The 22,900-nt window shown below is 73.7% G+C and carries 23 protein-coding genes; 10 read left to right on the top strand and 13 right to left on the bottom strand.

Annotation, left to right across the window (positions count from 1 at the left end; translation table 11 throughout):
* Positions 1-87 precede the first annotated feature (87 nt).
* The 3 genes from Sco07f_RS27805 to sigE all read right to left on the bottom strand — a co-directional run bounded on the left by Sco07f_RS27805 (position 88) and on the right by sigE (position 4,026).
* Positions 88-2,232 (bottom strand): trypsin-like peptidase domain-containing protein, encoded by a 2,145-nt coding sequence (locus Sco07f_RS27805; protein WP_108989525.1) that lies wholly within the window; start codon positions 2,230-2,232, stop codon positions 88-90.
* A 94-nt stretch (positions 2,233-2,326) separates the two neighbouring features.
* Entirely contained in the window at positions 2,327-3,319 is a 993-nt protein-coding gene (locus Sco07f_RS27800; protein WP_087789614.1) for an anti-sigma factor family protein, read from the bottom strand.
* Positions 3,316-4,026 (bottom strand): RNA polymerase sigma factor SigE, encoded by a 711-nt coding sequence (gene sigE / locus Sco07f_RS27795; protein WP_174855424.1) that lies wholly within the window; start codon positions 4,024-4,026, stop codon positions 3,316-3,318. The genes Sco07f_RS27800 and sigE overlap by 4 nt, the downstream gene beginning before the upstream one ends.
* 259 nt (positions 4,027-4,285) lie before the next feature.
* Here sigE and Sco07f_RS27790 point away from each other — a divergent pair, with 259 nt between their 5' ends.
* Positions 4,286-4,984 (top strand): O-methyltransferase, encoded by a 699-nt coding sequence (locus Sco07f_RS27790; protein ID WP_161337139.1) that lies wholly within the window; start codon positions 4,286-4,288, stop codon positions 4,982-4,984.
* Positions 4,985-5,080: 96 nt separating this feature from the next.
* Here the strand turns inward: Sco07f_RS27790 and Sco07f_RS27785 are convergent, their stop codons facing one another.
* The gene (locus Sco07f_RS27785) at positions 5,081-5,248 is read right to left on the bottom strand and encodes a DUF3117 domain-containing protein (RefSeq protein WP_003966491.1); all 168 of its coding nucleotides are present in this window, start codon (positions 5,246-5,248) and stop codon (positions 5,081-5,083) included.
* Between the two features lie 353 nt (positions 5,249-5,601).
* On the opposite strand from Sco07f_RS27785, the gene chcB reads away from it, so the two are divergent.
* Positions 5,602-6,411, top strand: a complete 810-nt coding sequence (gene chcB / locus Sco07f_RS27780) for a 2-cyclohexenylcarbonyl CoA isomerase (protein WP_491590404.1) — start codon at positions 5,602-5,604, stop codon at positions 6,409-6,411.
* A gap of 46 nt (positions 6,412-6,457) precedes the next feature.
* Here the strand turns inward: chcB and Sco07f_RS27775 are convergent, their stop codons facing one another.
* Positions 6,458-7,042, bottom strand: coding sequence for a DNA-3-methyladenine glycosylase I (locus tag Sco07f_RS27775; RefSeq protein ID WP_054099104.1), 585 nt, complete (start codon positions 7,040-7,042; stop codon positions 6,458-6,460).
* Positions 7,039-7,398: a DivIVA domain-containing protein gene (locus tag Sco07f_RS27770; RefSeq protein WP_108989523.1), complete on the bottom strand. Its 360-nt coding sequence runs from the start codon at positions 7,396-7,398 to the stop codon at positions 7,039-7,041. Before Sco07f_RS27770 ends, Sco07f_RS27775 begins: the two co-directional genes overlap by 4 nt.
* Before the next feature lie 157 nt (positions 7,399-7,555).
* On the opposite strand from Sco07f_RS27770, the gene folP reads away from it, so the two are divergent.
* Positions 7,556-8,428: a dihydropteroate synthase gene (gene folP / locus Sco07f_RS27765; RefSeq protein WP_167468257.1), complete on the top strand. Its 873-nt coding sequence runs from the start codon at positions 7,556-7,558 to the stop codon at positions 8,426-8,428.
* A gap of 30 nt (positions 8,429-8,458) precedes the next feature.
* Here folP and Sco07f_RS27760 read toward each other — a convergent pair whose 3' ends face one another.
* Entirely contained in the window at positions 8,459-9,217 is a 759-nt protein-coding gene (locus tag Sco07f_RS27760; RefSeq protein WP_054099105.1) for an LOG family protein, read from the bottom strand.
* 117 nt (positions 9,218-9,334) lie between these two features.
* Positions 9,335-10,414, bottom strand: a complete 1,080-nt coding sequence (gene dapE, locus Sco07f_RS27755) for a succinyl-diaminopimelate desuccinylase (RefSeq protein ID WP_042825068.1) — start codon at positions 10,412-10,414, stop codon at positions 9,335-9,337.
* Positions 10,415-10,497: 83 nt separating this feature from the next.
* On the opposite strand from dapE, the gene Sco07f_RS27750 reads away from it, so the two are divergent.
* A complete protein-coding gene (locus Sco07f_RS27750; protein ID WP_108989521.1) occupies positions 10,498-11,475 on the top strand; it encodes a VldE C-terminal domain-containing protein in 978 nt (325 codons plus the stop codon).
* Positions 11,476-11,806: 331 nt separating this feature from the next.
* The gene (locus Sco07f_RS27745; protein WP_007444338.1) at positions 11,807-12,238 is read left to right on the top strand and encodes a hypothetical protein; all 432 of its coding nucleotides are present in this window, start codon (positions 11,807-11,809) and stop codon (positions 12,236-12,238) included.
* Positions 12,239-12,410: 172 nt separating this feature from the next.
* On the opposite strand, the gene Sco07f_RS27740 is transcribed toward Sco07f_RS27745, so the two are convergent.
* Both Sco07f_RS27740 and fdxA read right to left on the bottom strand, forming a co-directional pair.
* The gene (locus Sco07f_RS27740) at positions 12,411-13,508 is read right to left on the bottom strand and encodes a bifunctional succinyldiaminopimelate transaminase/glutamate-prephenate aminotransferase (RefSeq protein ID WP_108989520.1); all 1,098 of its coding nucleotides are present in this window, start codon (positions 13,506-13,508) and stop codon (positions 12,411-12,413) included.
* 116 nt (positions 13,509-13,624) lie between these two features.
* On the bottom strand, positions 13,625-13,945 hold the full coding sequence (fdxA, locus tag Sco07f_RS27735; RefSeq protein WP_003973842.1) for a ferredoxin: 321 nt from the start codon (positions 13,943-13,945) through the stop codon (positions 13,625-13,627).
* Positions 13,946-14,085: 140 nt separating this feature from the next.
* On the opposite strand from fdxA, the gene Sco07f_RS27730 reads away from it, so the two are divergent.
* Both Sco07f_RS27730 and Sco07f_RS27725 read left to right on the top strand, forming a co-directional pair.
* Positions 14,086-15,093 carry a GNAT family N-acetyltransferase gene (locus tag Sco07f_RS27730; RefSeq protein ID WP_108989519.1) on the top strand — a complete coding sequence of 336 codons (1,008 nt, stop codon included), beginning with the start codon at positions 14,086-14,088 and terminating at the stop codon, positions 15,091-15,093.
* Between the two features lie 51 nt (positions 15,094-15,144).
* The gene (locus tag Sco07f_RS27725) at positions 15,145-16,089 is read left to right on the top strand and encodes a transglutaminase family protein (RefSeq protein WP_108989518.1); all 945 of its coding nucleotides are present in this window, start codon (positions 15,145-15,147) and stop codon (positions 16,087-16,089) included.
* Between the two features lie 125 nt (positions 16,090-16,214).
* Here Sco07f_RS27725 and Sco07f_RS27720 read toward each other — a convergent pair whose 3' ends face one another.
* The 3 genes from Sco07f_RS27720 to mshB all read right to left on the bottom strand — a co-directional run bounded on the left by Sco07f_RS27720 (position 16,215) and on the right by mshB (position 20,019).
* Positions 16,215-18,542: a hypothetical protein gene (locus Sco07f_RS27720; RefSeq protein WP_108989517.1), complete on the bottom strand. Its 2,328-nt coding sequence runs from the start codon at positions 18,540-18,542 to the stop codon at positions 16,215-16,217.
* 155 nt (positions 18,543-18,697) lie between these two features.
* Entirely contained in the window at positions 18,698-19,120 is a 423-nt protein-coding gene (locus Sco07f_RS27715; RefSeq protein WP_054099110.1) for a DUF6113 family protein, read from the bottom strand.
* The gene (mshB, locus tag Sco07f_RS27710) at positions 19,117-20,019 is read right to left on the bottom strand and encodes an N-acetyl-1-D-myo-inositol-2-amino-2-deoxy-alpha-D-glucopyranoside deacetylase (protein WP_108989516.1); all 903 of its coding nucleotides are present in this window, start codon (positions 20,017-20,019) and stop codon (positions 19,117-19,119) included. Before mshB ends, Sco07f_RS27715 begins: the two co-directional genes overlap by 4 nt.
* A 145-nt stretch (positions 20,020-20,164) precedes the next feature.
* Between mshB and Sco07f_RS27705 the strand changes: the two genes are divergently transcribed.
* From Sco07f_RS27705 to Sco07f_RS27695, 3 genes are all read left to right on the top strand, one after another.
* Positions 20,165-20,650 carry a MarR family winged helix-turn-helix transcriptional regulator gene (locus tag Sco07f_RS27705; RefSeq protein WP_108989515.1) on the top strand — a complete coding sequence of 162 codons (486 nt, stop codon included), beginning with the start codon at positions 20,165-20,167 and terminating at the stop codon, positions 20,648-20,650.
* 159 nt (positions 20,651-20,809) lie between these two features.
* The gene (locus Sco07f_RS27700; protein WP_108989514.1) at positions 20,810-22,303 is read left to right on the top strand and encodes an MFS transporter; all 1,494 of its coding nucleotides are present in this window, start codon (positions 20,810-20,812) and stop codon (positions 22,301-22,303) included.
* Between the two features lie 107 nt (positions 22,304-22,410).
* Complete coding sequence (locus tag Sco07f_RS27695; protein WP_108989513.1) at positions 22,411-22,851, top strand: pyridoxamine 5'-phosphate oxidase family protein; 441 nt, start codon at positions 22,411-22,413, stop codon at positions 22,849-22,851.
* The last annotated feature ends 49 nt before the right edge of the window (positions 22,852-22,900 follow it).

The following is a 22,900-nucleotide window of genomic DNA, read 5'->3' as shown; positions in this document are numbered from 1 at the left end:
TACCGTCCCGCGGGCCCCGAGCGCGTGTACGTGCCCGCTTTCCGAATTGTTTGCCTTCCTGGTGCCTTGTCGGGACCTGTACGACGGTCAGTCGCCGTCGGCCGAGCCGAGCACCAGTGAGACCTTCGTCTCCTTGCCGTCGCGTTCCAGGGTCAGCTCCAGACGGTCGCCGGGGCGGTGGGCGCGGGTCTTGACGATGAGTTCCTCGCCGGAGTGCACGCGCTGTCCGTCGACCGCGGTGATCACGTCCCCCGGCTCGATGCCGGCCTTGGCGCCGGGGCCGCCCTTGGTGACCGCGGGTCCGCCGTCGCCGCTCTTGGCGCCCACGCGGGCTCCGTCACCCGCGTAGCCCATGTCGAGGGTGATGCCGATGACCGGGTGGGTGGCCTTGCCGGTGTTGATCAGTTCCTCGGCGACGCGCTTGCCCTGGTTGATGGGGATGGCGAAACCGAGGCCTATGGAACCGGCCTGGCCGCCGTCCGACTCGGCGCTGCCGGTGTCGGCGGAGCGGATGGCGGAGTTGATGCCGATGGCCCGGCCCTGGGCGTCCAGGAGGGGGCCGCCGGAGTTGCCGGGGTTGATGGGCGCGTCGGTCTGGAGGGCGTCGACGTACGAGACGTCGCTGCCGTCGCCCTCCTCGCCGCCCGCGGTGATGGGCCGTTCCTTGGCGCTGATGATGCCCGAGGTGACCGTGCCGGCCAGGTCGAAGGGGGCGCCGATGGCGACGACGGGGTCGCCGACCCGTACGTTGTCGGAGTTGCCGAGGGGCATCGGGGTGAGGCCGCTGACGCCCTTCACCTTCACCACGGCGAGGTCGTATCCGCTGTCCCTGCCGACGACCGTGGCCTGGGCGGTGTCGCCGCTGTTGAAGGTCACGGTGATCTCGCCGTCGGAGCCGGCGGGCTCCACGACGTGGTTGTTGGTCAGGATGTGGCCCCGGTCGTCGAGGACGAACCCGGTGCCGGTGCCGGCCGCCTCGCTGCCGCTCACGTGCAGGGTCACCACGCTGGGCAGGGCGCGCGCGGCGATGCCGGCGACGCTGTCCGGGGCCCGCTTCGCGTCCTCGGGTGCGGCCTGCGGCAGCTCGACCGTCCCCACGCCGCCGTTGCGTTCCAGGTACGCGCCCACGACGCCGCCGATGCCGCCGGAGACCAGGGCGACGAGCAGGGCCCCGCCGACGAGCGTCTTCGTCGCCCGCAGGCGTCGCCGCCCCGGCGTCGGGCCGGCCGCTTCGTGCTGCCGGGCGGCGGAGGCGGCCCAGGGGTCGTAACGCCCCCACGGGTCGGAGACGGGGTCGGCACCGGACGCCGGGGCCAGCGGCCCCGCCCACGGGTCGGGCACCGGCGACGGGTCGGAGGGCGGCGGGGCGGCAGTCGGGGCGCCAGGCGTCGCGCCGGGCTGGGCGCCGGCGTGCGACGCCGGGGCGGATGTCGGGGCGGATGTCGCCGGATGCTGTGCCGGTCCCTGTCCCGCCTGCGGTACCGGCGCCGGGGTGTGGGCGAAGGCCGGGTCGGGCGCCGCGCCCGGGGGCGGGGTCGCCGACGGCGTCGTCGCGGGTGCGGTCGGCGGGTGCGGTGCCGGGGTCTGCGGGACCGGAGCGTGCGCTGCCGGGGCCTGCGGGACCGGGGCCTGCGCGGCCGGGGCGTGCGGTGCCGGAGCGTGCGCGGCCGGGGCGTGCGGTGCCGCCGTCACCGTGCCGTGCGCCGGTGTGGCCGCCGGGTGCTGGACCGGCGGAGCGGGGGCCCACGGGCCCGGCTCACCGTACGGCGGGGTGCTGTACGGGTCGGGTTCGTGCAGCGGCTTGGGGCGCTCGGCAGACGACGCGCCGTCGACGGCCGGGGCGGGGCCGGCCCCGTCGGGTGGCTGCGGGCCCGCGTCCGCCCCTGGGCCGGCGTCGGCCCTGGACTCGGCATCAGCCCTGGACCCGGGCTCGGTGGCGGCCTCGGCCTCGGCCTCGGTGCCCGGACGCGCGTCCGTCGGTTCGTCGCGCTCGGACAGGGGCGGGCCCAGTTCGTAGTCCCCCTCGTCGGTCGCGCGGGGCACCACCGGGCGTTCCAGCTCGAAGTCGCCCCCCTCGGCCTCGCGGGCGTCGGAGGCCGCACCCGTGTCCGTACCTGTGTCCGCGGTACCGGCCGGGCGGGGGCGTTCCAGTTCGAAGTCGCCGTCGGGCGTGTCTTCGGACGAGCGGGGACGACTCCACCACTTCGCCTTCGTGGACTTCCCCTCGTTCATGTTCTCCCCCGCAGCTGGCCGCAGATCGTCGGCTCCAAGGGCTCTGGCGCCACCCCGGATTCAATCAGGTTCGCGGACCGGCGCGCAGATCCCCTCAGCGAACCGGAGGAAGCGACGCGGCCGGCGAAGCCGTCGGGTAGGGGGGCGGAGCCGGTTCGGGGGCGGCGAGCAGGCCGGGCGGCCGGACCTCGTCGGCCGCCGGCCAGGAGCTCAGGGAGAGCGGCGGGACCGCTTCCAGCGGACGTATCAGCGGGGACATGGCGGCGGCACCGGCGGTCACCGGGGTGGTCAGCGCCCGCACGGCCTGCTGCCGTGCGTCGCCTCCGGCGGGGGCCGGCACTCCGGGCAGCAGCGGCGCGGACGCCGTGGTGGGCGCGGCGGGGACGTCGCCCAGCCTCCGCTGCCCCTGCCCGAGCAGCGGGCCGCCCGTGCGGCGGCGCTGGCTCTCGGAGCCGGTGGCCGCCGCCGAACCCGGGGTGCGCATCGGCGTCACGTTGCTGCCGCTGCCCGAGCCGCGTGCCTCGGTGGTGGTGTCCGGTGCGCCGAGGGTGACGCCGCCCAGTGCGATCGCGGCCAGCGACACCGCCCCGGCGGCGGCGAAGGCGAACCGCAGACCGCGCGAGGCCGAGCGCTCGGACTCCGCCTTGCCCACGTCGTGGATCCGGAAGCCGCCCCGCCCCTGGGAGGAGGCGGGCAGCACGGGGGCGTGCGGCCGGGCGGGTACGTAGTCGAACTCGAACCGCTCGCCCCGCCCGGTGCCGAAGACGCCGCCGGAGCCCGCGGAGGCACCGAACCCTCCGGGCAGCCCGGCGAACGGCGGGCCGCCGCCGTCCGTGTCGCCCCCGGGAAGCCCTTGGAGGCGGGCCAGGAAGCTCTCGGACGGGGCCGGCGGGGCCGCTTCGGCGAAGACGTTCTTCAACCGGCGCTGCGCGTCGACCTCCGCCTTGCACTTCGGGCAGGTCGCCACGTGCGCCAGCACGCGCTCACGCGCGTCATGACCGAGCTCTCCGTCCACCAGGGCGGAGAGTCGGTCTCCCAGATGCTGCTCAGCGAGGTGTCCCTCGGTCTCAGGCCGTGACCCACTCACGCGCTCGTGCCCCCTCCCCCCAGCGCGGGAACACCGGCCGCGAACGAGCGGCGGTCGGCCCGCGCCTTCGGGGACCGGTGCGCGAGCGCCTTGCGCAGCTGGGAACGGCCGCGGTGGATGCGGGAGCGGACGGTGCCGAGCTTGACGCCGAGGGTCGCGGCGATCTCCTCGTACGAGAGGCCCTCGATGTCGCACAGGACGACGGCGGCACGGAACTCGGGCGCGAGGGTGTCCAGCGCCTGCTGGACGTCCGCGTCGAAGTGGGCGTCGTGGAAGAGCTGCTGCGGGGTGGGCTCCCTGCTGGGCAGCCGCTCGGCCGCGTCGTCGCCGAGCGCGTCGAACCGGATGCGCTGCTTGCGGCGGACCATGTCGAGGAAGAGGTTGGTGGTGATGCGGTGCAGCCAGCCCTCGAACGTGCCCGGCGTGTAGGTCGACAGGGACCGGAAGACCCGGACGAAGACCTCCTGGGTGAGGTCCTCCGCGTCGTGCTGGTTGCCCGTGAGGCGGTAGGCGAGGCGGTAGACCCGACCGCTGTGGGTGCTGACGATCTCCTCCCAGGTGGGCGGAGTCCACGCGGGCCCGTCCGCGTCGCCCGTGAAGGTCGCGGTCTGGCCGTGTCCCGTGGGACCGTCGGCGTGGCGGTGGTCAGCAGCGGTGTCGTTCACGGATTTCGGCCTGCCTGCCGATCCGAGGAAGCGCCGCAGCACTCCGCCCCGATCCGCGGGTGTGGCCGCACCTCCCCTGTCGGCTCTGGTGGTGTCCAGTGGAGCCCCTACCATAGCCACCTCGCCCGTTAGCTCCGGATAAGCGGTTTTACGAGAATTTGATCTGGGCCGGTACGGCTCGTCCGGCCGCGTCGGAACCCGCTCGACGCCCTGGTCCATTCGCCGCCCCCCGTCCCGGCCCCGGCCGCTCGGTCGTCCCTTTGTCACGTCTCTCTGCTTGTCCCTTTGAACGACTGGTCCCATCTGCGGGTTCCCGACGCCAACGGATACAGTCACGCCGAGGCAACGACGGGGACAGGAGAGGGCCATTACCGGCAACCGGCAGACGAGCTGGGCGTTCGCCGACGCCTATGTCGCCGAGGACGACGCGCTGCTCTGGGCACGCGACCGGGCCCGCGAGGCGGGTCTGCGCTCGGTGACCCCGGGCACGGGCTCCGCCCTGGGGTTGCTCGCCGCCGCCGTGGACGCCAAGGCGGTCGCGGAGATCGGCACCGGCTGCGGCGTCTCCGGGATCCATCTGCTGCACGGCATGCGGCCCGACGGCGTGCTGACCACGGTCGACCCGGAGCCGGAGCACCAGCAGTTCGCCCGCCAGGCCTTCCGGGCCGCGGGGTTCGCCAGCAACCGGGCCCGGTTCATCCCCGGCCGCGCCCTGGACGTGCTGCCCCGGCTCGCGGACGCCGGATACGACCTCGTCTTCTGCGACGGCGACCGCCTGGAGTACCTGGACTATCTCGCCGAATCGTTGCGCCTGCTGCGTCCCGGAGGTCTCGTCGCCTTCGAGGGCGTCTTCGGCGCCGGCCGCACGATCGACTCGGGACCGCAGCCCACCGAGGTGCTGCGGGTGAGGGAACTCCTGCGCGCGGTGCGCGAGAGCCAGGAGCTGGTGCCGTCCCTGCTCCCGGTGGGCGACGGACTGCTGTGCGCCGTGAAGCGCTGACGGAAAGCGCCGGCGCCGGGGAAAGCCGTTACAAAACAATCACCCCGGCACCATGTGCGGTACCGGGGCGACTGAACGGGTATGGTCGCTCGCGCGTCAGCCGACGACCTTCTTGAGGGCGTCGCCGAGCGCGTCGGCCTCATCGGGGGTCAGCTCGACGACGAGCCGCCCGCCGCCTTCGAGCGGAACGCGCATGACGATGCCCCGCCCCTCCTTGGTCACCTCGAGCGGGCCATCGCCCGTCCGCGGCTTCATGGCCGCCATGCTCGTTCCCCTTCCTGATACCAGCTCACCGTCACCGCCGACGGCCCCTGAGGGCACGCGCAATCCGGCAGGGACGCGCGACACCGGCATCGAACACATTGCTTCCCGGCCATTATCCCGCATCCCAGGACCCGATGACCAACATCAGTCGGCATCGCTTGGGCAACGCGCGCGAGCAAAACCACTCAATTCGGCGATGTGACTGCGATACTGCGCGCCCCCGCCCACTTCCACCGAACGGATACGGACCGGAATTCTTTGACGCAGGTCACATCGCCCGGGCGATCCGTTCCCGGTGATCTCCGTCATGCTGTCTGCGGACACAAGCCACTGCATGCCACTACGCGGAGGGGATTTCCATGGCCGACACCGTGCTCTACGAGGTGAGCGACGGGCTCGCGACGATCACGCTGAACCGCCCCGAGGCGATGAACGCGCTGAACATCGAGACCAAGGTCGCGCTCCGGGACGCGGTGCGCTCCGCGGGGGCGGACGACACCGTACGGGCGGTGCTGCTGACCGCGGCCGGAGAGCGGGCGTTCTGCGTCGGCCAGGACCTCAAGGAGCACATCGGGCTGCTGGCCGCCGACCGGGAGACCGGCTCGGGCCAGACGATGAGCACGGTGGGCGAGCACTACAACCCGATCGTGCGGGCGCTCGCCGGGGCCGAGAAGCCGGTGGTCGCGGCGGTGAACGGCGTGGCGGCCGGGGCGGGCCTCGGCTTCGCCCTCGCGGCGGACTACCGGATCGTCGCGGACACGGCGTCGTTCAACACGTCCTTCGCGGGCGTGGCGCTCACCGCGGACTCCGGCGTCTCCTGGACGCTGCCGCGCGTCGTCGGCCCCGGGCGCGCCGCCGACCTGCTGCTCTTCCCGCGCACCGTCAAGGCGCAGGAGGCGTACGAGCTGGGGATCGCGAGCCGGGTCGTCCCCGCCGCCGACCTGCGGGCCGAGGCCGAGAAGACGGCGCGGGCGCTGGCCGAGGGGCCGACGGTGGCGTACGCGGCGCTGAAGGAGTCGATGGCGTACGGGCTGACGCACTCGCTCTCCGAGACGCTGGACAAGGAGGACGAGCTCCAGTCGCGGGCGGGGTCCTCGGAGGACCACGCGATCGCGGTGCGGGCGTTCGTCGAGAAGGTGAAGCCGGAGTACCTGGGCCGGTAGGCGGGCGCCCGGTGCCGTTGGCGCCCGGTGGCGGGCGCCCGGCGGATCAGGCGCGGCGGGCCACGCACGCCGCCAGGTGGTCGTCGACCAGTCCGCAGGCCTGCATCAGCGCGTACGCCGTCGTCGGGCCGACGAAGCGCAGGCCCCGCTTCTTCAGGGCCTTGGACAGCGCCGTGGACTCCGGTGTGACCGCCGGGACGTCGGTGAGGGTTTCGGGGACCGGCCGGCCGGCCGGGTCCGGGGCGTGGGACCAGATCAGCTCGTCCAGGTCGCCGGGGGCCCACTCGGCCAGCACCCGCGCGTTGGCGAGCGTCGCGTCGACCTTGGCGCGGTTGCGGATGATGCCGGCGTCGGCGAGCAGGCGCTCGCGGTCCGCGTCGGTGAAGGCGGCGACCTTGGCGATCTCGAAGCCGGCGAAGGCGAGGCGGAAGCCGGTGCGGCGGCGCAGGATGGTGATCCAGGACAGGCCGGACTGGAAGGCCTCCAGGCTGAGCCGCTCGTACAGGGCGTCGTCGCCGTGGACCGGGCGGCCCCATTCCTCGTCGTGGTACGCGACGTAGTCCTCGGTGGACAGCGCCCAGGGGCAGCGCAGCGCGCCGTCCGGGCCCGCGACGGCCTCCCCGGCGCTCACTGCTGGTCCTCCGGAGCCGGCTTGTCCATGACGACGTGGCGGTGGGCGGCCGCGGCCCGGGCGCCCGCCAGCGCGGACTCCAGGTCGGCGATCCGGGCGTCGCGCTCGGCCAGCTCGGCGCCGAGACGGCCGAGGGCGTCGTCGACGTCCGCCATGCGGTAGCCGCGGACGACGAGCGGGAAGCGCAGTCGCTCCACGTCGCCGCGGCCCACCGGGCGGTCCGGGGGCAGCGCGTCCCTCACCCGCTCGGGCGCGGCCTCGGGCAGCGGCCCGCTGTCGCCGCCGCCCACCACGGCGAGCGTCACCGCGGCCACGACGACGGCCAGCGCGATGACGAGGAACAGGAACATGACCATCGCTGGGGCCCCCATGGTCGGGTCGGAACCGGTTGTGCCGGAGTCGGTTGTGTCGGGTCCGATCGTGCCATGCGAGTCTGACAGTCGGGGCCGCGGCCGTCGAAGGACCGCGCACCCGGGGCCGAGAGCGGACGAGAGAACGGGTATGGACGAGAAGATGTCACAGGGGACGCTCAGGCTGGGCAGGCGTGAGTTCGCGGCGCACGAGCCGGTGATCATGGCGATCGTGAACCGGACCCCCGACTCCTTCTACGACCAGGGGGCGACCTTCCGCGACGAGCCCGCCCTCGCGCGCGTGGAGCAGGCGGTGGCCGAGGGTGCCGCGATCATCGACATCGGCGGGGTGAAGGCCGGCCCCGGGGACGAGGTGACGGCCGCGGAGGAGGCCCGGCGGACGGTGGGCTTCGTCGCGGAGGTGCGGCGGCGTTTCCCGGACGTCGTGATCAGCGTGGACACCTGGCGGCACGAGGTCGGCGAGGCCGTGTGCGAGGTGGGCGCGGACCTGCTGAACGACGCGTGGGGCGGCGTCGACCCGAAGCTCGCCGAGGTCGCGGCGCGGTACGGGGTGGGGCTGGTGTGCACGCACGCGGGCGGCGCCGAGCCGCGGACCCGGCCGCACCGGGTGACGTACGAAGACGTCATGGCCGACATCCTTCAGGTGACGGTGGGGCTGGCCGAGCGGGCGGCGGGGCTGGGGGTGCCGCGGGAGTCGGTGCTGATCGACCCCGGGCACGACTTCGGGAAGAACACGCGGCACAGCCTGGAGGCGACGCGGCGGCTCGGGGAGATGGTGGAGACCGGGTGGCCGGTGCTGGTGTCCCTGTCCAACAAGGACTTCGTCGGGGAGACGCTGGACCGGCCCGTGAAGGAGCGGGTGATCGGCACGCTGGCGACGACGGCGGTGTCGGCGTGGCTGGGGGCACGGGTGTACCGGGTGCACGAGGTGGCGGAGACCCGGCAGGTCCTGGACATGGTGTCGACGATCGCCGGGCACCGGGCACCGGCGGTGGCCCGGCGGGGGCTGGCGTAACCCTCGCCCCCGCCCGTGGCCGACCGCTCTCTACCGGCCCGCCTCCTTGGAGACCAGGGCCACCGCCTCGTCCACGTCGTCCGTGACGTGGAAGAGGAGGAGGTCCTTCTCGGCGGCCTTGCCCTGCGCGACCAGGGTGCCGCGGAGCCAGTCGACCAGGCCGCCCCAGTACTCGGAGCCGAACAGGACGATGGGGAAGCGGGTCACCTTCTGGGTCTGCACCAGGGTGAGGGCCTCGAAGAGCTCGTCCAGGGTGCCGAGGCCGCCGGGCAGCACGACGAAGCCCTGCGCGTACTTGACGAACATCATCTTGCGGACGAAGAAGTACCGGAAGTTCAGGCCGATGTCGACGTAGGGGTTGAGCCCCTGCTCGAAGGGCAGTTCGATGCCCAGGCCGACCGAGACGCCCTTCGCGTCCAGGGCGCCCTTGTTGGCCGCCTCCATGGCGCCGGGCCCGCCGCCGGTGATGACGGCGAAGCCGGCCTCCACCAGCCCGCGGCCGAGCCGGACGCCCGCCTCGTACTCCGGCGAGTCCGTCCGTGTCCGGGCGGAGCCGAAGACGCTGATGGCGGGCGGCAGTTCGGCCAGCGTGCCGAAGCCCTCGATGAACTCGGACTGGATGCGCAGCACCCGCCAGGGGTCGGTGTGGACCCAGTCCGTGGGGGCACGCTCGTCCAGCAGGCGCTGGTCCGTGGTGCTCTCCTGCACCTGGTCCCGCCGCCGGAGGACGGGGCCCAGGCGCTGCTCCTCCGGTGGCCGCTTCTTGCCCTCGGGGTTGCCGGTAGCCATGCGCGCTCCCTCCAGTTGCAGGTTCTTCCACCTCAGCGTAGATCTACGCGGGTTACGTACGAGGGACCTCAGCATGTCCGCCACGCAGCGACATAAACCCGCCGCGGACGCCGTGGATCATGCCGTCAGCCAGGAGCGCAGACGCTCCTCCCCCGCGAGGATCTTCGCCACCTCGACCCGCTCGTCGCGCTTGTGCGCCAAGTGCGGGTTGCCGGGGCCGTAGTTGACCGCCGGGACGCCGAGCGCGGAGAAGCGGGACACGTCCGTCCAGCCGTACTTGGGCTGCGGGGTGCCGCCCACCGCCTCGATGAAGGCGGCCGCGGCCGGGTGGGACAGGCCGGGCAGGGCAGCGCCGCTGTGGTCGTCGACCACGAACTCCGTCACCCCGCAGTCGGCGAAGACCTCGCGCACGTGGGCGAGGGCGTCCTCCGGGCTGCGGTCGGGGGCGTAGCGGAAGTTGACCGTGACCACGCACTCGTCGGGGATGACGTTGCCCGCCACCCCGCCCGTGATGCCGACCGCGTTGAGGCCCTCGCGGTACTCCAGGCCGTCGATGACCGGGTAGCGGGGCTCGTACGCCGCCAGGCGCGCGAGGATCGGGGCGGCGGCGTGGATGGCGTTGGAGCCCATCCAGGAGCGTGCGGAGTGCGCCCGCTCCCCCGCCGTCTTGAGCAGCACCCGCAGCGTGCCCTGGCAGCCGCCCTCCACCTGGCCGTCGGACGGTTCGAGGAGCACCGCGAAGTCGCCCTCCAGCCACTCGGGGTGGGCCTCGGCGACGTGCTTCAGGCCGTTCAGCTCGGCGGCGACCTCCTCGTTGTCGTAGAAGACGAAGGTCAGGTCGCGGTTGGGGGCGGGGACGGTGGCCGCGATGCGCAGCTGGACCGCGACGCCCGCCTTCATGTCGCAGGTGCCGCAGCCCCACAGGACCCCGTCCTCGTCCAGCCGGGAGGGGACGTTGCCGGCGATCGGCACCGTGTCGATGTGGCCGGCCAGGATCACGCGCTCGTCGCGGCCCAGGTCCGTACGGGCGACGACGTTGTTGCCGTACCGCTCGACCGACAGGTGGGGCAGGGCCCGCAGCGCGCTCTCGACCGCGTCCGCCAACGGCTTCTCGGTGCCGCTCTCGGACGGGAGGTCGACGAGCCGCGCGGTAAGCTCCGCGGCGTCCAGCGTGAGGTCAAGCGGGGTATCGGCCATGGCCCCGACCCTAACGCCCTGCCCTTCGGGGCAGTGTGCGTACCCGGGGGACACCGAACCCTACCCTCCAGTACCTTGTACGCGTGCTTCAGCCGTCCCCACCCCGCAAACGCCGTGGCCGCCTCGCCCGTTCGGGCGCCGCCTCCATGGCTCTCCTCGCGGTCGCCGGTTACCTGGCCGTGCAGTACGTCACCGGAGGCGCGGGTGCTCCGGGCTGCAAGGTGGCCTCCGGCAAGGACGGCCGGGCGGGCTACGAGTTCACGCCGGAGCAGGCCGTGAACGCGGCGACGATCACCGCCGTGGGCACCGCGCGCAAGCTGCCGGAGCGGGCCGTGACGATCGCGCTGGCGACCGCCATGCAGGAGTCGGCCCTGCGCAATCTGGACCACGGCGACAAGGACTCGCTCGGCCTGTTCCAGCAGCGGCCCTCGCAGGGCTGGGGCACACCCGGGGAGATCATGGACCCGACGTACTCGGCGGGCCTGTTCTACGACCACCTGGTCGAGATCCCCGGCTACCTGGACCTGCCCCTGACCGACGCCGCCCAGCGCGTGCAGCGCAGCGCCTTCCCGTACGCCTACGCCAAGCACGAGCCGGGCGCCGAGCTGCTCGCCGCCGCGCTCACCGGACGGTCCGCGGCGACGCTGACCTGCGACGGGCGCCCCGGTCCGACCCCGGACAAGGGGCCGGACGCGGTGCGCGCGGCACTGGTGCGCGACTTCGGGCACACGGTGCTCCGACCGGCCGGTGCGGAGGTCTCCGACGGCACGGACGCCGGCACCGGCACGGCACGGTTCGCGGGCGCCTCCGAGGAGCGGACCGTGACGGTGCCCATGACCGGCGGCAGCGGTGCGGCCGGGGAACGGGAGACCGGCCGGCGCGGCTGGCAGGTGGCGCACTGGGCCGTGGCCAACGCCTCCTCGCTGCACATCCAGCGGGTCACCTACGCGGGCCGGGTGTGGACCGCGGGCAACACCGACAGCAAGTGGTACCCGACGGGCGGCGGCGCCAAGGGCGCGGAGCGGGCGGCGGGCGCGGTGCGGATCACCACTTCCCGGTAGCTCGCCCGTACGAGCCGTCGCCTCTGAGGGTGACCCGCGTCGGCGCCAGGTCGACGCGGAGCACGGGTTTTCGTGCCGTCACCCCGGAGCGCGTCGGAGCCCAGGAAAATCAAGGGCCGTAAGGATTCAGCAGACTTTCCGACCGGCGCCCTTTTGCCCGTTTTTCTGTGCACCTGATAATGCGACGCATTACCAACTCTTTACGTTGGGTCGCCGCAACCTCCGCGGCTCCCGAGTCGGTAGTCACTGCGTCCGAGCCCGGTCGATCGCTCTCCGATCGCCTCCGGGCACGGTCGGATTCCCCAACGTTGACTTCCGTCGAAGGAGCATCATGTCCCTCCCCCTGACCCGCCGGATCGCCCGTGCCGCGCTGCTCGTCGCTGCGGGAGCGGCTGCCGGGGTCGGTGCGGCCGGCTCCGCCAGCGCGGCTCCCGAACTGCCGGCCACCCCGAACCTCGGGGGGCTGACCGCCCTGGACGGGGCGAACGTCGGCAACACCGCCGCCTCCGCGGCCGAGAACGTCACCGGGACCGCGGGTGACACCGGCGGCAAGGCCGTCAAGAAGGCCGTGCCGGCCGCCGGCGAGACCGGTGGATCGGTCGTCAAGAAGGCCACGCCGGCCGCGCAGAACGCCGCCGGGGACGCGGCGGGCTCCGCCGGGGACATCGTGGGTGACACGGCGTCGACCGCGACGAAGGGTGGGCTGCCGACGGACGCGCTGGGCAAGGGCGGGCTGCCGGTTCAGGGTCTGCCGGTCGGCTAGCACCGGGCTTGAGCGGCGCCGGGGTCCAGGTTTCCCGACTGGGCCCCGGCGTTTCTCTGTCCTGCGTCGGTGCGGTGAGCGTGCCTGGAGGGCATGGGAGGTACCCCCGTGTCTGAAGGGCATGGGAGGTACCCCCCCTGCGCCCTGCGGAACGACTGCCCACAGCCGGGTTTCAGGCCTTGAGGCGCTCGACCGCCGTCCGGACGCGCTCGTCCGTGGCCGTCAGGGCTACGCGGACGAAGTGGTCGCCCGCCGGGCCGTAGAAGTCGCCCGGGGCCACCAGGATGCCGCGGTCGGCGAGGTGGGCGACCGTGGTCCAGCAGGACTCGTCGCGGGTGGCCCAGAGGTAGAGGCTGGCCTCGCTGTGCTCGATGCGGAAGCCGTGGCCGAGCAGGGCCTCCCGCAGGGCGGTGCGGCGGGCCGCGTAGCGCTCGCGCTGGACGCGGACGTGCTCGTCGTCGCCGAGGGCCGCCACGACGGCCGCCTGGGTCGGCGCCGAGGTCATCATGCCGCCGTGCTTGCGGATCTGCAGGAGCGGGCCCAGCACCGCCGGGTCTCCGGCGACGAAGGCCGCCCGGTAGCCCGCGAGGTTGGAGCGCTTGGAGAGGGAGTGGACGGCGACCAGGCCGTCGTACGAGCCTCCGTTGACGTCCGGGTGCAGGACCGAGACCGGGTCGGCCTCCCAGCCCAGCTCCAGGTAGCACTCGTCGGAGACGACGAGGACGCCGTGCTCGCGGGCCCAGGCCACGATCCGGGTCAGGTCGGCCTTGGACAGGACCTTGCCGGTCGGGTTGGAGGGGGAGTTGAGCCAGAGGAGCTTCAGGCCCGCCGGGTCCAGCTCGGTCGGGTCCTCGTACGCCTCGTACTCGGCGCGGGCCAGGCGGGCGCCGACCTCGTAGGTCGGGTAGGCCAGGCGGGGGAAGGCCACCCTGTCGCCCGGGCCGAGGCCCAGCTGGGTCGGGAGCCAGGCGACGAGTTCCTTGGAGCCGACGACGGGCAGCACGTGGCGGTGGGTGACGTCGCGGGCGCCCAGGCGGCGCTCGACCCAGCCGGTGAGGGCGTCCCGCAGCGCCGGGGTGCCCCAGACGGTCGGGTAGCCCGGAGAGTCCGCCGCGTCGACCAGGGCCTTCTGGATCAGCTCGGGGACCGGGTCGACCGGGGTGCCGACCGAGAGGTCGACGATGCCGCCGGGGTGGGCCGCGGCCGTCTTCTTGTACGGCTCCAGCTTGTCCCAGGGGAAGGCGGGAAGTCGGTCGGAGACTGATGACACGGTGGGTGGCTCCCTTTCCTCGTCGGCGCCGGTACGGCAAACGCCTCGGTCCCGTGCGGCGCCGATCGGGGTGACCGGGTCGTACGGGACCGAGGCGGCGCGTGTGCGGGCCGCTCTTACTGGTTCTGCGGCGGCAGCGCGGCGACGAAGGGGTGGTCGCGCTCGATCAGGCCCAGCTTGCTGGCGCCGCCGGGCGAGCCGAGCTCGTCGAAGAACTCGACGTTCGCCTTGTAGTAGTCCTTCCACTCCTCGGGAGTGTCGTCTTCGTAGAAGATCGCCTCGACCGGGCAGACCGGCTCACAGGCACCACAGTCGACGCATTCGTCCGGGTGGATGTACAAGGACCGCTGGCCCTCGTAGATGCAGTCGACCGGGCACTCCTCGATGCACGCCTTGTCCTTCACGTCGACACAAGGCTGCGCGATGACGTAGGTCACGCTGTCGTTCCTCCTCGATAGGGCGCTGGCGGGCCTCCGTAGGCTCCGCCGCCTGGCGCGCGGGAGCGCGGCGTCGTCGATGCCCGCCCCTAGTATCTCCGTTCTTGGGCATGATCCGAACAGGAGGGGTGGACAGAGCCGTGGAAATCTCTGCCGCCGGGCGTCTTGAGGTCCGTATCACCACTGCTGACGTGGGCAAACGAGTCTCCGTGCGGCGCTTGAGCGAACCTGGTGTCGCGGGTGAGAAGTTCACCGACACGGTTGGCGTTCTCACATCATGGACCGACGGTGTGCTGCTCATCACACGGAAGAGTGGCGAATGCGTCCGTGTCGCGGAGTCCGCCCTCGTCGCCGGGAAGGTCGTGCCGTCCGCGCCCGCCCGCCGGCGCGGGCCCGCCACGTCCTACGAGGAGCTGGCGCGGGTCGCCGCGCGGGCCTGGCGTCCGGTGGAGAGCGAGCGGCTCGGCGGGTGGGAGCTGCGGGCGGCCGGGGGCTTCACCCGGCGGGCCAACTCCGTGCTGCCGCTCGGCGATCCGGGCCTGCCGCTCGACGAGGCGCTGGCGGCCGTACGGCGCTGGTACGGCGAGCGGGGCCTGCCCGCGTACGTCCAGACCGCCACCGGTGCCGAGGGCACGCAGGAGCTGCTGTGCGCGGAGCTGGAGCGGCGGGGCTGGGTCCGGGAGGTGACGGCCGAGGTGTGGACCGGCGGGCTCGCCCCGGTCGCCGACCTGGCCGAGGGCACCGGGGTGGTCCTGTCCCGGGAGGCGGACGAGGCGTGGCTGGCCCGGTACGGGCGCAAGGGCGTGAGCGACGTGGCCCTGCGGGTGCTGGGCTCGGGGCCGTCGGTGTGGTTCGCCACGGTGCCCGGCGCGGACGGCCCGGCGGCGATCGGGCGGTGTGTCGTGGACGGGCGCTGGGCCTCCTTCGCGGCCGTCGAGGTCGATCCCGCGCGGCGGCGCCGGGGGCTCGCGACCGCCGTGATGGCCGCGCTGGCCCGGCGGGCGCTCGACGAGGGCGCGTCGGCGGCGTGGCTCCAGGTGGAGACGGACAACGCGGCGGCCAGGGCGCTGTACGCCCGGATGGGCTTCGCGGCGCACCACGCCTACCACCACTACCGGGAACCCGGGGACGCCGGAACGGACGGGTAGCCGATCACCCGGCCTCACCTCGACAGCACTGCGAAAGGGCACGAGCCGACCATGGGTCATCCTCATCCTCCCCGGCCCCCGTCGCCGGAACGTTCGGCCGAAGTGCGGCGGCGGTTCGCCGAGGAGGCGCGCTCCGAGCGGCCCGACCTGGCCACGCTGTGCCTGCTGGTGGGCGCGGAGGCGGACGGGACGCTGGACGAGCCGGCCCTGGACGCCGCGCAGGTGGAACTGGACCGGCTGGCCGGGGAGCTGCCGTTCCGGCCGGGTACGCCGCGGGCCTGGGCCCAGGCGCTGCGGGACCTGCTCGGCGAGCGGTACGGGTTCCACGGGGTCGCCGCGGACTACCAGCGGCTGGAGTCGTCGTTGCTGCACGAGGTGCTGCTGCGGCGGCGGGGGCTGCCGATCCTGCTGTCGGTGGTGTGGCTGGAGGTGGCCCGGCGGGCGGGGGCGCCGGTGTACGGGGTCGCGCTGCCGGGGCACTTCGTGGTCGGGTTCGGGACGGGCCACGGGACGGGCCACGGGACGGGGTCCGGAGACACGGCGGCCGGGGACTCGGCGGACGGGGACGCGGCGGACGGGGACTCGGCGGACGGGCGGGTGCTCGTCGATCCGTTCGACGGGGGACGGCTGCTGAGCGGGAAGGACGCGGAGGTGCTGGTCGCCGGGGCGACGGGGGCGGAGCTGCGGCCGTCGATGCTGGAGCCCGCGGCGCCGCTGGAGGTGGTGTCCCGGGTGCTGAACAACGTCCGGGCGTGGGCGGCGGGGCGGCCGGAGCAGTCGGCGGTGGGGCTGTGGGCGATCGAGTTGGCGCTGCTGCTGCCCTCGCATGCGGCGCGGCTGCGGTACGAGCGGGCGCGGTTGCTGGTGCAGCGGGGGGAGTTCTCGGCGGGGGCCGGGGAGTTGGAAGCGTATGCGGAGGTGCTGTCGGCGGTGGACGAGGCCGTCGCGGAGGAGGTGCGCGGGGAGGCTCGGGCGGCTCGGGCGCTGCTGAACTGACCGCCGGGGGGCCGGGGGCGCCTGCCCGCGCTGACGGGATACCGCCCGCGCCCGCCCGCGCCTGCCCGCGCCGCCCCAGCGGCACGACTGCCCTCAGTCGTGCCGCTTCCTGTCCTGGCGCGGTGTCAGCTCGGGTTGGTGTCGATGACCGCCACCCGGTCGGTCTTGCTCTTCAGGGCCTGGCGCATGGCGCCGTAGACGTCCTGCGGGGTGACGGGCGTCTTGTCGCCGTTGGCACGGGTGATGAGCACGCCGTCGAAGGTCTGGCCGTAGAGCTCCTTGAGGGCGTTCAGGTCGGGCTTGTCGACCAGCTTGCCGTCGACGGCCGTGACCCGGAGGAACTTCCACAGCGACTTCTCGGGGCTGAGCGGAATCGAGTGGGCCGGGTCCGTCTGCACGGTCACGCGGTCCGACATCGCAGGCTCGGCGAACTCCTTCATCATCCGGTCGACCTCGGCCTTGGAGACCGTGGGCTCCTTGGTGGTCGTCGGCACGTTCACCCCGGTGGCGGTGCCGGTCTCCACCTGGGCGCGGTAGGCGGCCTGCACGGCCTCGGTCGACTTGGCGACGTCTATGCCCTTGCCGGCCTTGCCGTACACGGGGACGGCCTTGCCGGACTCGAACTTGATCGTGCCCTCGGTCACCGAACCGGCCCCGCCGGCGGCGTCCTCCAGGGCGGCGTGCAGCTTCTCCTCGTCGACGGGCATGACCGGTTCGACGACCCGCTTCTGGCCGAAGAGCGAGCCGATCACGGACACCGGGTTGTAGTCGCTCGTCGCCGCGTCGCTGGCCGTCGCCTGCGTGTCGAGCTGGAGTCCCGCCTGGTCGGGCTTCAGGGAGACGGTGTCGCCGCCCACGGTGAGCTTGAGCGGCTTGGCCGCGCGGGCGCCGAGGGCCTTGTCCAGTTTCTCGACGGCGTCGTCGCGGGTGCCGCCGCCGATGTCGACGCCGAGCACCGTGGTGCCCTTGGGCACGTCGGAGCGGTTCATCAGCAGACCGGCGCCGTAGGTGACACCGGCGACGACGACCAGGCCGCCGACGAGCAGCGGGAGCTTCTTGCGCCCCTTCTTCTTGGCGGGCTTGGCGGAGCTCGCCGGGGGCGCGGAGACCGGCTCGGGCAGCTTGGGCGGCGTGTGCGGCAGCGGGCCGTCGCCGGGGGCGCCCCGGAACGGCTCGTTGCGCCCGCCCGGTACGACGGGGATGCCGCTGGTGACGGTGTTGCCGGAGACGTTGTCCGGGTTGCCCGCGCCGGGGGGAGCCGGCCGCTGCGGGGTGAGGATCGCGGTGTCGTCGCTGAGCCCGCCGCCGGGGCCGGGGCGGGCGGCGTCGGGGCCCGCGCCGGGACCGGAGCCCACCGGCCTGCCAGGGCCACCCGGACCACCGGGACCACCGAATCCGTTCGCGCCGCCGGGTCCGCCCGGGCCGCGCAGGTCGTTCGGTGCGGACTCGCGCTGTCCGGCCGGCGCACCGGGCCCTCCGGACAGGCCGAGACCGCCGAGGTCCCCGACCGGGGGCGGCGCCATCCGGCTGTCGCCGGTGGCCGGGCCGCTCGTGGGGCCCGCGGGGGCCTGGGGGCCCGCGCCGTACGGGGACTGCCCGTTGAGGCCGTTGCGCTGCCCGCCGGGGGCGCCGGGGCCCTGGCCGGTCCGGCCCTCCCCCGTGCGGACCGGCAGGTCGTCGCGGCCCGGTTCGCCACCGGCGTCGGCGCCCGGCCGGGAGCCGTTGCCGCCCAGCGGACCGGCCGCCAGTGCCTCGGTCACGTCGAAGGAGCCGGTGCCACCGCCGTGGCCGGGCGCCACGGGTCCACCGGTCGCCCCGGAACGGGCGGCGCCGCCCGCGGAACCGGGCCGGGAACCGCCGGGTGCGTTCATGGAACCGACGACACCACCGGGACGGCCACTCCCGCCGCCCGGTCGCGCACCGGCACCGGTACCCGCACCGGAAGCACCCGCGCCCGCGCCGGGCGCCGGGGAACCGCCGGGCGAACCGGCGCCGTTGGTGGAACCGCCACCCTGAGCGCCCTTGCCCTGACCAGACTTGCGGGGTGCGAACCAGTCGCTGGTCGGCTTCTCATCGGCGGACTGTGCGGACTGCGCGGGCTCGGCGGGAGCCGCGGGGGCGCCCGAGGGCGCGGCGGAGGCGCTCGGCGCGGGTGCCGGCGCGGGCCGCTCCCCCGTCGTCGCCGCCTCCGTGTCGTCGGCGGCGCTGTCGCCGTCCGCGACGGGCTTGCGCACGACGACCGGCGGAATGGGCCGCGACCCGGGGATGTTGATCCGGATGCGGGTCGTCAGCGTCGTCTCGGTCTTGCGCTCCTCCGGCCGCGTGGCCGAACGGCCCGCGTCCGCACCGGCGTCGGAAGCCGTGGGTGTCCCATAGGGCGGGGTGCCCGAGGGGTATGCGGCTCCGCCGCGCCCGTGGGGCCCGGAGGACGAACTGTCAGTTTCACGACTCAAGGCAGGTTCTCCCGGTTGGCTCCGCCGCCCGTCACACCTTCAGCGGGCGGCTCGGCGGCGCGCACCACCATACTGGCCACCCTTGGCGCGTATCCCGTGACCGCCGGGGAAACCCACACGGGACTCGCACGCCCGCGGCACGGCGAAGCGGTACGTCACTTGCGAAGTCGGACGCGGTCGCCGTCCGGTTGCCGTACCGGCGCGAGGGTGGCGCAGATCACAGCAACGGCGATCCCGCCGAGCAGAAAGAGGTAGGAGCCGATACCGGCGGCGAACAGGAAGTCGCCCTCCGGACGGCTGGTGGTGAGCAGTACCGCGGCGAGCGCCCAGCCGAGGGCGGGCGCGACGGCCCCTCCCCGGCGCCCCACGGCGCGGCCGGCGCCGAGGCACAGTCCCGCCTCGGCGGCCAGGGCGAGCAGCAGCCCGCCCGGGAACCAGGCCGGCTGGAGCAGCGCACCCGCCACCCCGAGGACGGCACCGAGCACGAAGAGGCCCACGTAGAGGAGGGCCCGGCCGACCGAGGGCGGGCGCAGCGGCTGGGCGAGTGCGGAGCTCGCGGGCTCGTTTCGGCCGCTCACGAGGCAGCCCCGCTTCCGGGGGCGGCGGCGACTCCCGCGAACAGGTCGCTCTCGCGCCCGCCGCCGCCGTCGCCGTCGCCGTCGCCGCGCTCACCGCGAACCAGTTCGTAGTACTCGGTGGTGAGGAGGGGCTGGGCCAGGTCGTTGGAGAGGACGAAGTACGGTTCGGCGACCGTGATCTGGGTGGCGTGCGCGCGCATCGCGGCGGCCTTGGCGGAGGCGTGCGCGGTGCCCTCGCCGTGGATCGCCGTGGTGATCCGCTCGTCGTCGACGACGCCCGGGACGTCCTCGACCTCGGCCGCCTTCTCGAACGGTGATCCGGGCAGCTCGTCCCGGAGCCGGGCGAAGGCGTCCTCGACGTGGGAGCGCGGCACGCGGTTCCAGTAGACCTTGGCGACCGGGCACCCGGCCTCGGCCGCCAGCTCCACCGCCCGCATGGCGATGCGGTGGGCCTGGATGTGGTCGGGGTGGCCGTAGCCGCCGTTCGGGTCATAGGTGACGAGCACCTGGGGGCGCACCTCGCGGATCACGTCGACGAGCAGGGCCGCGGCCGCGTCGACGTCGGCCTGCCACAGGCAGCCGGGCTCGTCGTTGTCGGAGAGCCCCATCATCCCGGAGTCGGTGAACCGCCCCGGCCCGCCGAGCAGCCGGAAGTCGTCGACGCCGAGCGCGTGCATCGCGTCCGCCAGCTCGCCCCTGCGGTGCGCGCCCAGGGCGGCCCCGGACAGATGGGCGAGCTCGGGCGGAATGACCTCGCCCCGCTCGCCGAGGGTGCAGGTCACCAGCGTCACGTGCGCGCCCTCGGCCGCGTACCGGGCCATGGTGACGCCGTTGTTGATCGACTCGTCGTCCGGGTGCGCGTGCACCAGCAGCAGACGCCGGCCGGGAAGATCCGTCATGGGGTCCACCCTATGAGGCCCGGGGACGGTACGGACCGCCTCCCCTCCGCTCGCACCGGCCCGAATCTCCAGTGGCTTCGACCCCGCCGAGCTAGGTCTCTTTTGGATAATCCGCCTCGGATCGAGCTGTTCTACGCTGACGGACATGACCGCCATGACGCCCGCACGCACCGAACCGGACCTGTCGTTCCTCCTCGACCACACCAGTCACGTCCTGCGGAGCAAGATGTCCGCCGCTCTCGCCGAGATCGGCCTGACCGCCCGGATGCACTGTGTGCTCGTGCACGCCCTGGAGGAGGAGCGCACCCAGATCCAGCTCGCCGAGATCGGCGACATGGACAAAACCACGATGGTGGTGACGGTGGACGCCCTGGAGAAGGCGGGCCTGGCCGAGCGCCGCCCCTCCAGTACGGACCGGCGGGCCCGGGTCGTCGCCGTCACCGGCGAGGGCGCCCGCGTCGCCGGGCGGAGCCAGAAGATCGTCGACCGCGTGCATCGCGAGGCCCTGGCCGCACTTCCGGAGACGGACAGGAAGGCCCTCCTGCGCACACTCAACCACCTGGTCGGCGACAGCCTGGCGACCCCGGTGGAGGCTCCGCGCTCCGCCCGCCGGGCGCGTCAGCCCAAGTAGCCCGGGGGGCACGGCCGCAGCAGGACAGGCCGCAGGGAGCAGGAAGCGGGAAGCGGGAAGCGGGAAGCGGGCCACGATAAGCAGGACCGAAAGAAATAGTCTGCAACAAAACCATCTGTTACGGTCTCTCCTGTCGTCCCAACCGACAGGAGAGACCGCATGCTTGCCGCATCCGATTCCGAGCCGCCGCCCGCTTCTCCCACCACTCGGCGCTCACGCCGGCTCGCTCTCGGAGTGCTCGCCACCGGGACGCTGACGATCGTCCTCGACGGCTCCATCGTGACCGTGGCGATGCCCGCCATCCAGAACGACCTGGGCTTCACCCCCGCCGGCCTCAGCTGGGTCGTCAACGCCTACCTCGTCGCGTTCGGCAGCCTGCTCCTGCTGGCCGGCCGGCTCGGTGACCTGCTCGGCCGCAGGCGCATGTTCCTGGCCGGCACCGTCGTCTTCACCGCCGGCTCGCTGCTGGCCGGTGCGGCCACCTCGCCCGCCCTGCTGATCGCCGCCCGCTTCCTCCAGGGCATCGGCAGCGCGATGGCCTCCGCCGTCAGCCTGGGCATCCTCGTGACGCTGTTCACCGAACCCCGGGAGCGCGCCAAGGCCATCGCCGTCTTCAGCTTCACCGGCGCGGCGGGTGCGTCGATCGGCCAGGTCCTCGGCGGCGTACTCACCGACGCGCTCAACTGGCACTGGATCTTCTTCATCAACCTGCCGATCGGCGTCGCCGCCCTCGCGGTCGCCGTACGCGTCCTGCCCGGTGACCGGGGACTCGGCGTCGGGGCGGGCGCGGACGTCCTGGGCGCGGTGCTGGTCACCTCCGGTCTGATGCTCGGCATCTACACCGTCGTCAAGGCCGGGGAGTCCGGCTGGACTTCGGTGCGCACCCTCGGCCTCGGCGCCCTCGCCGCCGTACTGCTCGCCGCGTTCCTCGTCCGTCAGGCCACCGCGAAGAACCCGCTGATGCCGCTGAGGATCTTCCGCTCGCGCAGCGTCTCCGGCGCCAACCTGGTCCAGATCCTGATGGTCGCCGCGCTCTTCTCCTTCCAGGTGCTCGTCGCCCTCTACCTCCAGAAGGTGCTCGGGTACGGTGCCGCCGAGACCGGCCTCGCGATGCTCCCGGCAGCCGCCGCCATCGGTGCGGCCTCGCTGGGAGTCTCGGCCCGCCTCAACGCCCGCTTCGGTGAGCGCAACGTCCTGCTGGCGGGCATCGTGCTCCTCGTCGGCGCCCTCGCCCTGCTCGCCCGCGTCCCCGTCCGGGCCGGTTACGCCGCCGACCTGCTGCCGGTCATGCTGCTCGCCGCGGGCTTCGGCCTCGCGCTGCCCGCGCTGACCACGCTCGGCATGTCCGGCGCGAGCGAGGAGGACGCCGGCCTCGCGTCCGGCCTGTTCAACACCACCCAGCAGATCGGCATGGCCCTGGGCGTCGCCGTCCTGTCCACCCTGGCGGCCTCTCGCACCGAGAGTCTCGCGGCGGACGGCCGGACGGCGGCCGAGGCGCTGACCGGCGGCTACCGGCTCGCCTTCGCGACGGGCGCGGGGCTTCTGGTCACCGCCTTCGTCGTCGCCTCGGCGATGCTGCGCCGCCCCGAGCGACGGGCCGCCCAGGAGCCGGCCGGCGACACGCCGGTTCCCGCCCGGACCACGCCCGTCTGACCCGTCTCCCGCCCCAACCGGCCCCGACGCGACGCGTCCCGAGCCTCCCAGCCCGACCCGACCCGCCGACCCGACCCGACCCGACCCGACCGCCGAAAGGCTGACCCATGAGCGAGAAGACCGTCACCGAGACGCCCGCCGGCACCACCGAGAACGACGGCCCGGCCCCCCGGGTGCTCACCGACCAGGAACTCTCCCAGCTGTTGCACCGCCAGCAGTTCGGCGTACTAGCGAGCGTCAGGAGCACCGGTCACCCTCACCTGTCGACCGTCGTCTACGACTGGAACGCCGAGGAACGCGTCCTGCGCATCTCCTCCACCGCCGACCGCCTCAAGGTCCGCCAACTGCGCCGCGACCCGCACACCGCACTGCACGTCAGCGGGCCGGACGTCTGGTCGTTCGCCGTGGCGGAGGGCGAGGCGGAAATAGTGGACCCGGCCGACGGGGCGGCCCCCGGCGAGCCGTCGCTGCCGGACCGGCGTGTGGTGATCCTGATCCGGGTCTCCCGGATGTACGGGACCGCCCTGGACTTCCCGGCCCAGGACTGAACGGGAGCCGGGCGGCCAGGCCAGTGGGCAGACATCGCTCAGGACGGAC

Source organism: Streptomyces coelicoflavus, assembly GCF_003112555.1.
In the GTDB taxonomy this organism is placed as follows: Bacteria; Actinomycetota; Actinomycetes; order Streptomycetales; family Streptomycetaceae; genus Streptomyces; species Streptomyces coelicoflavus.
The sequence above is the reverse complement of the archived record's forward strand: the minus strand, read 5'-3'. Positions and strand labels throughout refer to the sequence as shown.